We start from the raw sequence: 9241 nt of genomic DNA, 5'->3' as shown, positions 1-9241 counted from the left end.
CTTTGCAAGATCACCTCGATGATGCCGTTGTTGACCGGCTGCATGTTGAAGGGCAACTGCTGCTGGGTTTCGTATAGGCCCGGCGCCACCTCCCGCATTTCAACTTCGGGCGTTATCCCAATAATCCGAAAAGCAGCCCGCCCCCCTGGATCTCCTCGCATGGTGACTTTGAGAATTTCTCCCATGTGCAGGTTGGTGCTGTTGGTGGTGACACTAAAAATCCGGGGCGGCCCCACGGCAACAGGCGCGGAGACCGGCTGAATGGTGGAGCGGGTTCCTCTGGAGCCATCGATGGAAAAGGGAAAAATCTCCCGATGTTCCTGGCTGAGGCCGTCCTTGGTGAGCACAATCCTCAAGGTGGGATTGTTGGCCTGGTGGGTGGGGGCTACCACGTAGGTGCCTTCGTAGTGGTTGGGTCGTACCTCCCGCATCGGCTGGTTCAGGGCCAGATTCCCCAGATCAAACTGGGCGATCCCTCCAGATTCCCCCCAAATGGCAATGGTGAGAATGTCCCCTTCCACCAAGTCGCGCTGGGGATCCAAGCGAATGGCCTCAATGCGCGGATAGCGATTGCCGGCTGCAGTCAGAGGGGCTGGCTGCGGCAGAGGAGCTGGGGGCGGAAATACTGATTCCACTGGCGGAGGAGCAACATTGCCCAAGGCCAGTTGAGGTAGCCGCCGTTGAACGCGGGTACTGACGCCATTGAGGGTCAATTGAATGCTGATGTCGGGGCTGAGGGCGCTGTCCTGAGGGCTAAGGCTGTAAACTGCGCGGTAATAGCCGGGCTGCACCTCTTGCATCGGCAGACCCTGAACCACGCCGCCGATATCGACCGTAGCCCTGCCGTTGGGAGTGGCCTGCGCTTCAATGGTCAAGGTTCCCCCTGCAGGAACACTTCCTCCCTCGGGAGTGATCCGCGTTTGGAAGATTTCGGGTTGGACAGTCTCGGCCACCCGGGCTGGGGAAGGACGCAACTGGGCCACAGGGGGTGGCAAGGGCGGAAGCTGACCGCGATATACCAGGGCCTGATGCAACAACACTGCCCCTTCTGCTCGCCTCAGCACCCGATTGGGCTGAAGACGGGCCGGATCCGGCACATTCACCAGCAGCCCCGCCTCGCCTGCCATGGCCACAAAAGCCCGCCCTACCTCCGGCACATCAGCCGCATCGGTGTACAGAGCCATCCAGCGCTCAATATCGGCCTGGGTGGGAGCAGGCAATTGCAGAGCCCGCACCAAAATGGCCAGGGCTTCTAGGTGGGTAATGTCCCCTTGCGGGCGAAACTCGTTGCCCTCGTATAGGCGCATGGCCCCCGCCTGCAGCACGGCTTGGGCAGTCCAATAGTCGGGGGTGTTGGGCTCCAGGTCGCGAATCTCCTGCACCTGGTTGGGATTGGGAATGTAGCCGAAAAACTCCGTCAGCCACTGGGCCAATTCCAGACGGGTCAGGGTGGCTGACAGGGGTTCTTGGGTGATCACCACATCTGTCTGACGTTCCAGAGCCGCCACGTAGGGGTCGGTCCAGGCCAGCGAGGCTTGCTGCTCCACCCCTTGGGACCAAGCCGGCAAGCTGACACCCGACCAGCCCAGCGTCCAACACAAGCTCAGAGCTAGGGGCCACGAGCACCGCATAGCTGTCACTCCTGTTCCAACAACATCCCCTCAGGGCCAGCTTATCTCAAACTTCCGCCGTGTCCCCAAGCCCTCGATACCCGTTGGGATTGCGCCCTTTGGCAGTGAGATTCTGAAAACTCGGGTAAGAAGGTTCGCCGCAGGGATCCCTTAGGAGATTTTACCTATGCAAGACGGGATCCGGCTTGACAGCAAAGGGCCTAAGCAAGGGTCTCGTAACTTGTAGTTGTGCATCCAAATCCTTATCATTGTGTTATAGACTCAGAAAGTTCAGAAAGCACTTTTGCCCCTACCCTAGGGAGGAGTTTCATGGCTGGCAGCACCGGAGAGCGACCTTTTGTCGATATCATTACCAGTGTCCGCTACTGGGTTATTCACGCCCTGACCATTCCCGCTTTGTTTTTGGCAGGCTGGCTTTTTGTGAGCACTGGCCTGGCCTATGATATTTTTGGCACCCCGCGCCCCAATGAGTATTTCACGGCAGAGCGCCAGGAGTTGCCGATCGTTAGCGATCGCTTCAATGCTCTGGAGGAGCTGGAGAGGCTGACTCGCTAGGAGTGCCCGTGGGTAAGTGGACTATTCGTTGTTGCAATTTGTAAGTTGATTGAGCTTTTTGCGTAGGGTGATATCTATGGCCACTAAATCTGATGAACCCGTTTTTTACCCTGTTTTTACCGTCCGTTGGCTGGCGGTACATACCTTGGCGATCCCAACTGTTTTCTTCTTGGGAGCTATTGCTGCAATGCAGTTTATTCAACGGTGAACCCAATGGCTGATCAACCCGAAAGGAATCCCAACTCCCAACCGGTGGAGCTAAACCGCACTTCCCTTTACCTGGGTTTGCTGCTGGTGTTTGTGGTTGGGCTGTTGTTCTCCAGCTATTTTCTCAACTGAGGCCAGGATCCCACTCTGCTCTTGGAGTTGGGAAAGAGCGCAGGGGACAATGCTGGCTTTTGGCTAGCCCTTGCTCCCCTTTGCTAAGTTTACTGAGAATGTAATTGCTGCTAGTTCTGTCTTTTTTGGAGACCAGTTGCTATGACCAGTCAAGCAAGGATCCCTTTGTGGATAGTGGCTGTGGTTGCCGGTTTGGGTGTGATCACGGTAGTTGGGCTCTTTTTCTATGGCTCCTATGTGGGCCTAGGCTCTAGTCTGTAGGTTTGAGGTTTTCGGTCTGGTAGTAGCCCCCAATAGGTAGGGGTAAAGGGTCCCATGGTTTTTACGACCTAGCCGAATTCAGTTAGGCTTTGTTGACCCATGGCCAGTGTATCTACCACTTTTTTCGGGGCTACCTACCACAGCGCAATATCGATCCCTTGCCCAGCAGGGATCCCACTTCATTGCAGACCTTAATACTCAACTTAATACTCAATACACAGTCCGAAAAAGCTGCCGCTATTCCTCACCACTGGTTACAACCAGGCGGTGAATCTGGACTTCTCTCTTCTCCCCCTGGAGAGGGTGAAGTTCGCGTTAGCAGGTCAGGGATCATGGGCAAGAGCGCGAATTGCTGAGGACAGGTTCTGCGAGGGAATGTCTCAAACTTATGTCTCAAACTTATTTAGAAGAGCTATCTCTGTGTTAAGCGAGCATGAACTTTTTTAACGATCCGGGTGGTGGTTGCCGAGAGGGTAACTTAGGCCCCGTAGAATGAATCGCAAAATTCCAGGCAGGACATTCGGACATGGATTACATTCGCACCTTTAACGACGATCCCTGCGAGGGGCATCTTTCGACGCCCATCAGCGATTCTCCTGTCACCCGTCTGTTTATCAACAATCTCCCCATCAACCGTCCTGGCTTATCGCCGCTGTTGCGGGGTCTAGAAATTGGGCTGGCCCATGGCTATTTCTTGGTAGGGCCAGAAATTGTGCTGGGGCCGCTGCGGGATTACCCTGAGGCAGCTAACTTAGGCGGGCTGGTTACGGCGATGGCGATTGTGCTGCTGGGAACCGCCTGCATGTCGGCCTATGGCAGCGTTACCTTCGGAAACAAGCCGGAAACACCGGGGGCCGCTCCTCTGGCTACAGCTCGGGGTTGGGGGGATCTGACGGCAGGATTTTTCTTGGGAGGTATGGGTGGAGTGTTTGCTGCCTATTTCCTGCTGGAGAACTTTGCCGGGATCGACGCCATCTTTCGAGGGCTGGTGAATTAGTTGTCAAGTTTGTCAAGTCACTTGAGAGGAGCAAAATCATGACCGGTTCTTACGCTGCTGCTTATCTTCCTTGGATTTTTATCCCCATTGTTGGTTGGCTGCTTCCTGCAGTGGGCATGGCAGTGCTTTTTTTGTACATTGAGCGGGACTAGTCCCGGAGTGCTTTGATACTCACTAGTGCTGATTAATTTCAATTATTTCAGGCTAGAGATCAACCCCAGATATTGAGGCAGGGATCCCTTTTTTAGGGATCCCTCTCTTTTGGTCAGGATGATTTCCATCCGCGCTACCAGAGTCCCGAAAGGCGAAGGCTGTCCCCTCACCTCTTTTTTTTAGGAAGGGAGCATTTCCAAAGGACTTTAGATTGGAGCAGGATCCGGCGAGCTGATCCCAAGCCAACAAGGGGAAGGGCAGCTTCCGCAACACCCTTGCAACTTCAACGAGAAGGAGGAGTCGATGGCCAGCCTTAACTTTCCAACCCTGCGTATTGGGGATCCCATTCAAGAGGGCAGTTTCCAGGTTTTCCCTCTCTTTTCTCAGGGGGAGCAGGAAGTTGCCTATCGCCTTCCAGATCTGCAAACCCAGGAAGCAACCATCACCGAGGTGAGCGAGGCCGGAGCAGTACCTCACCTGGTTGTGGAAAACCACAGTGAGTTCCTATTGCTGCTGGGAGTACCGAGCAGAGTCCCAGCGGGGCGACCAAGGCTCAGCTCTGTTCTATGATGGGAAGGTGGTTTATCTTTCAGCAGTCTCTCGGCAGTAGTGCCAGGCTTCTCACCTAAGCTGGTTCCCCCTTTGGGGGATCCCTAGAAATTGGAAAAAGAAAGAAATTGGAAAGAAAAAACATCCTGAGTTAGCTCGGTCACCGCCTGTTTGGCTTCCTGGCGGCCTCGGCAATACCGCTCTAACCGCTCGCTAACGGAGATGGGATCCCCGACGGTCACGTGAACCCCCCGCCAGCCTAGGCGAGGGCGGGCTGGGTAGGATTCCCCTCGAAGGCGGGCCAGCACATCAAATAGAATGAGGGCAGTTTCTGCCAGCCGCTCAAAAGAGGGTTTGCTCAGCAAATACTCTTCCTGGACGGCTACACAGCTTTCCACCAAGCGCATGTGCTGCAGGTAGAGCGTTGCCTGGTGGGCTTTCCAGTCGAGCAACCCCCGCTGCAGGGGAGACAGGGATCCAGGATGCCGCAATTCTTCTCGGTAAATCTGGATCCAGGCGACTTCTTCAATGCGGCGGCAGCGGCTGTTCCAATCCCCCTGGGGAGATAGGCCAAAGTAGGTCTCTGCGGTTTCCAGGGCTCTGTGGAGCAGCCGCTCCAGGCGAGCGTTAAAGTGGCCAGGGGCTAGCCTCTGCTCTATCCGTGGTTCTTCTTCATCTCTCCCAGAGATGAAGGGAGGTAGGTCGTAGAAAGCTTCCAGTTGTCCCAGGAGATGCTGGGCTAGGCGGCAGATCCGCTGGGTGTAGCGAAGGTTGGGGCTCCTGGAGGATCTTGGCTCTGGCTTCGGAGGCGTCAACCCACTCAGGTGCTCAAGGCGCGCCAGCAGGCGCTCCAGCTTCGTCCAGGAGGGATCCGTGTAGTAGTACCGAATGCCAATGGGCAGCAAAATGACGGTCTCTGAGCGACCAGCTTTGGCCAGGTCCTCGGCGCACCAAAAGCACAGCTGAGCCATTCCCGGTTCCAGGGGATTGATCCGTTCGCTGTGGCCGTTGGTGGCTCCTTCTGGGGCGATTGCAAAGGGAAATTGCCCATCCAGGAGCAGTTGCCGGGCCGCCTTTAGCGCCACCCGATCCACCCTCCGACCGCGGCGTATAGGGATCCCGCCCAGGCGAGACAACAGCCACCCCAGCCATTCCCCTCCCCAGAGGGGCATGCCCCGGTCGTAGAGAAAATGGGCGTGAAGGGGTTCTCGAAGGCGGATCCCTTGTCGACGGGCGGCTTCGGGCACCAGGCGAGATAGAACGTACAGGCCCACCAGCGGGTCATCCACCTCCACATGTCGGAAAGCCAGGACTAGGCGAATTTGACCCTCCTGGAACTGGTGGTAGAGCCGCGCCAAGATCTCCGCCCCTGTGGCCTCGATTTTGGCAATGCCGGAAGGAAGCCAGCGCCGCACCCTCACCCGCAAGAGCAGGGGCAGGATCCCGTGGACGAGCCGTAGCACCCAGGCGCTATAGGCGGGCGGAATAAAGTCGAGGGGAGGACGGGCAAAATGGGGCGGTGGTGACAAGAGCAAGATTTGTTCCCAAGGTAGCTCAAGAGAAGAAGTGTAGTTAAACGCAAATCAGATTCATATCCCATCGCTCAGATTATTCATCAAGTCGCTACAGAGATCACTGGATATGCAGCCATTCTCAATCAATAATCAATATCAACAATATCAATGATTGAGATCCTTCCCCTGAGACCCCACGCCGTCGGCGCAACCGCTCTCTACTCTCCTCAAGCCCCCGACCCCTCTCTCACAAGGGGAGATGAGAGTTGGGAATCGTGGCCATGTCGTGCCCTTTACATTGCTTTCTTTGTCTTCCGTTGCAGTGAAGACGCTCTCTTCTCTCTACTTTCGTCTCTTAACTCAAGGTGGCTACAGGCTGGGCCTCTGCCAAGAGCGCCTGAGTTTGCAGGTCGGTGATGGTGACCAACAAGCGCCGCGAGCTATCAATGGCAAATTCGACGCGAAGGCGATCCTCTCCCACGCGGCCAGGGGGCTGCAAACGGGCCAGACAAACCGGTAAGGACTCCGTCTCGCTGAGGCGAATGGGCAGGGATCCAAGAGGAGCTAGGGATCGGAAATCGGTTTGCCGGGTGAGCTGCCGGCTGCTCATCCGCCCCAGCTCGTCGTAAACCACTTCCGACTGGACTACCTGGGCCACTTCTCCCACCTCTAGGCGAATCTCCGTTTGTCCGTCGTTGGCCACTTGCAGGATCAAGGGCTCAGCCCGTCGGCAGGGATAGGGGCTGCCCTGTTCGAAGAGGGGGTAGTAGATGTAGCTTTTCTGCAAGGGATCCCAGAGGCGGAGGGCATAGCTGTGGTGCAGGCGATCCTCCAGCTTCACCTGGCGGCCCACCTGCAGGGCGCCCAGGGCCACAGCATCGAAGGGGCGTTCGCAGCGCACTTTCTTTTTGCCGAAGTAGGAGCGCAGCAGCTCTTGAACTGCTGGCAGTTGGGAGCTGCCTCCTACCAAGAGCACCTGCTCAATTTGGTTCTTGCCCAATCCCCTCGCCTGGGCGGTGAGGAGAACGTCGTCTAGGCACTGGCGGATTTGATCCAAAAGCTGACGAGCTTCCAGGATCTCTTCCAGCTCCTGCCGGCTTAACTTCAACTCATGGGCAGTGAGGGCTTCGTCGTCAAACCAACTGCCCACCGCTTCCATCTGAGTGGAAAGGGCGATCTTGAGCTGTTCCGCCTGCTCCAGGAGGTTGAGCCAGCCCAGAGCTCCAATTTGCTGTCGGCTTAGCCCCAGTTGCTGCAGTAGGTAGTCGGCAATCCAAATGTCGATGTCCACCCCGCCCACATAGGCATCGGCCTTGGCGATCACCTCCGCTTTGAGGACAGGGCTACCCGCTTGGGGAGCGAGGGTGCGCACCAAGCTGAGATCCAAGGTACCGCCGCCGAAATCCACCACCAGCACTAGGGATCCCGGCTGGCCAACCGCATAGCCCAGGGCTGCTGCCGTGGCTTCATCGACAATTTGAACGGGATCCCAGCCACAGGCACTGGCCACTCCCCGCAGCCAATTGAGGTAGCGCTCAAAAGAGCCGACAGGGGCGGTGAACACCAGCTGTTGCGGCTGCAGGTGTTCTTTCGGGACAGCTTCCATCACCGTCTGCAAAAAAGCTTGGGCCACCCTCTCGGCGTCGTAGCGCTCTCCATCTAGAACTCGCGGCGGAGGGACAAACTCCGCCACCAAGTCCCGCTTAAACCCCTGAAACAGCCGTTGCGGATCCACTGCCCCCCACCGACCGGCGCGCACGGTTTCCCCCACCAGGAGCTGGCCTTTTCCCTTCACGTAGACCAAGCTGGGAATAGCCGAGTGGTCTGGGCGAGAGAGGCCGGGAAGAGTGAGGAGACGGGGCACTGCTTGGGCGGGATCCCAAACTGCCACCACCGTGTTGCTGGTGCCAAAATCAATGGCTAGGGTCGCTTTGGGGGCAGGTGCCATCAGCTCAATCCTCCAGGCAGGGAACGGCTGACTTTGGCTGGGCAGAGGATGTGGTCACCGCGGCGGTAGCCGACAAAGCGAATGTAAACGGGATCCCCCTTTTGAATATCCAGCTGATCCGGTTGATGCAGTTGCGGATCAAAGGGGACGGACTCCAGGGGGTTGCCGATGGGCTCATACCCCCAGCGCTGCAGCAGAGCGTCTAAGGAGCGAAACAGAGCTGTCACGTTTTGGGCCGGCCAATCGGGCTTGCGCTGGGCAATCTGGCGGACAGTGGGGTAGCTGGTGAGCAACGGCTGCAGCAGAGAGAAGAGGACTTCTGAGGAATCGGTGGATTCCATTTTGTCATTCCCGTTGAGGCGCAGTAGGGATCCCAAATCCCACTGCAGAGCGGCAGCCAACTTTTGCAGTTGCTCCAGGCGCAGGGATCCCCACTTCCCCTGGCGCACCTGATCAAGGGCGCGGCGGCTGATCCCGGCCTGGGCCTGTAAAGCCCGCCAAGAAGACAGGCCAACAACCCGCATGCGTTCCTGCAGCCAACTATCCAGCGGTCTCTCGGCCATTGGGTTTTGCCAGGGATCCCTACGATCATGCCCCAACTTGGGTCTAGCTCAGGGATCGGCAAGGCGCAGGGAACGGGCTATAGCTTCCACATCTCGGTCATAGCGCTCGCGCCGGCTGGCCGGGTACACGAACTCAAAGCCAGCTTGCAGCGAAGGGCGGACAACTGTTTTGAGATAGAAAATCCGCTGGCCAAAGGGCTCCGCACCGCTGACACGAACGGGCTCGTAGCCGGAGACCACAAAGAAATCCCGGCCAACAGCTTGGTAAGTAACCTGGCGCTGGTTTTCCCGGCTGCGGCGAAGTTCTTCCTGCAGGGCGCTGGCAGGGGTTTCTTGAAAGATGTTGTACCCACCCCAAGCGCGCAGCTCAGCCCCGTCTTGACCGAGAAACACTTGGCCATCGCCGTTGTCCGATTCCCCTTGCGGAATGAAGTCTGCCGGGTAGTCGATGCGGTAGCCGAAACGGGCATTGAGATAGGGCCGGAAACCGGCTTGGGCAACGGGAAGGGCGGGGGCGGGAGCAATGACGGGGATCCCCGCTCCTAGGATCAGTCCGGCAAGCAGACAAGCTAGGCGAGCAGCAGACTTCATGGTTTTGATTGCTCTAATCTGTAGCTATCCTAAGCTCTCTCACCTCCAGCCCCTCTCCTAGGGGGACAGAATTTGGTTTGTCCAAGCTCTTTCCCAAAAGACAAAGGGAATAGGAATCCAAGTTTCACTGCCGTTGAGAA

The 9241-nt window shown here is 57.2% G+C and carries 12 protein-coding genes; 7 read left to right on the top strand and 5 right to left on the bottom strand.

Annotation, left to right across the window (positions count from 1 at the left end; genetic code table 11):
* The coding region (locus tag NW820_RS07205) for an S-layer homology domain-containing protein (protein WP_414407092.1) at positions 1 to 1631 on the bottom strand (1631 nt) is incomplete at its 3' end.
* 309 nt (positions 1632 to 1940) lie between these two features.
* On the opposite strand from NW820_RS07205, the gene psbE reads away from it, so the two are divergent.
* The 7 genes from psbE (at position 1941) to NW820_RS07170 (ending at position 4506) form a co-directional block, all read left to right on the top strand.
* Entirely contained in the window at positions 1941 to 2186 is a 246-nt protein-coding gene (psbE, locus tag NW820_RS07200; protein WP_011433109.1) for a cytochrome b559 subunit alpha, read from the top strand.
* 76 nt (positions 2187 to 2262) lie between these two features.
* On the top strand, positions 2263 to 2394 hold the full coding sequence (gene psbF / locus NW820_RS07195; RefSeq protein ID WP_011433110.1) for a cytochrome b559 subunit beta: 132 nt from the start codon (positions 2263 to 2265) through the stop codon (positions 2392 to 2394).
* A gap of 5 nt (positions 2395 to 2399) precedes the next feature.
* Positions 2400 to 2525: a photosystem II reaction center protein L gene (locus NW820_RS07190; protein ID WP_011433111.1), complete on the top strand. Its 126-nt coding sequence runs from the start codon at positions 2400 to 2402 to the stop codon at positions 2523 to 2525.
* A gap of 141 nt (positions 2526 to 2666) precedes the next feature.
* Entirely contained in the window at positions 2667 to 2786 is a 120-nt protein-coding gene (locus tag NW820_RS07185) for a photosystem II reaction center protein J (protein ID WP_011433112.1), read from the top strand.
* A gap of 526 nt (positions 2787 to 3312) precedes the next feature.
* Positions 3313 to 3783 carry a photosystem I reaction center protein subunit XI gene (locus NW820_RS07180; protein ID WP_011433113.1) on the top strand — a complete coding sequence of 157 codons (471 nt, stop codon included), beginning with the start codon at positions 3313 to 3315 and terminating at the stop codon, positions 3781 to 3783.
* 38 nt (positions 3784 to 3821) lie between these two features.
* A complete protein-coding gene (locus NW820_RS07175; protein ID WP_011433114.1) occupies positions 3822 to 3935 on the top strand; it encodes a photosystem I reaction center subunit VIII in 114 nt (37 codons plus the stop codon).
* A 304-nt stretch (positions 3936 to 4239) separates the two neighbouring features.
* Positions 4240 to 4506 carry an ARPP-1 family domain-containing protein gene (locus NW820_RS07170; protein WP_011433115.1) on the top strand — a complete coding sequence of 89 codons (267 nt, stop codon included), beginning with the start codon at positions 4240 to 4242 and terminating at the stop codon, positions 4504 to 4506.
* An 83-nt stretch (positions 4507 to 4589) separates the two neighbouring features.
* Here the strand turns inward: NW820_RS07170 and NW820_RS07165 are convergent, their stop codons facing one another.
* From NW820_RS07165 to NW820_RS07150, 4 genes are all read right to left on the bottom strand, one after another.
* Positions 4590 to 6014, bottom strand: a complete 1425-nt coding sequence (locus NW820_RS07165) for a 1-acyl-sn-glycerol-3-phosphate acyltransferase (protein ID WP_414329878.1) — start codon at positions 6012 to 6014, stop codon at positions 4590 to 4592.
* A 340-nt stretch (positions 6015 to 6354) separates the two neighbouring features.
* On the bottom strand, positions 6355 to 7947 hold the full coding sequence (locus tag NW820_RS07160; RefSeq protein ID WP_414344370.1) for an Hsp70 family protein: 1593 nt from the start codon (positions 7945 to 7947) through the stop codon (positions 6355 to 6357).
* Positions 7947 to 8510, bottom strand: coding sequence for a helix-turn-helix domain-containing protein (locus tag NW820_RS07155; RefSeq protein ID WP_414356640.1), 564 nt, complete (start codon positions 8508 to 8510; stop codon positions 7947 to 7949). The genes NW820_RS07160 and NW820_RS07155 overlap by 1 nt, the downstream gene beginning before the upstream one ends.
* 48 nt (positions 8511 to 8558) lie before the next feature.
* Positions 8559 to 9101: a hypothetical protein gene (locus NW820_RS07150; RefSeq protein ID WP_414407091.1), complete on the bottom strand. Its 543-nt coding sequence runs from the start codon at positions 9099 to 9101 to the stop codon at positions 8559 to 8561.
* Positions 9102 to 9241 lie beyond the last annotated feature (140 nt).

This window comes from Synechococcus sp. R55.7, assembly GCF_047461955.1.
Classification (GTDB): Bacteria; Cyanobacteriota; Cyanobacteriia; order Thermostichales; family Thermostichaceae; genus Thermostichus.
This window is presented reverse-complemented; position numbering and strand designations above follow the sequence as displayed.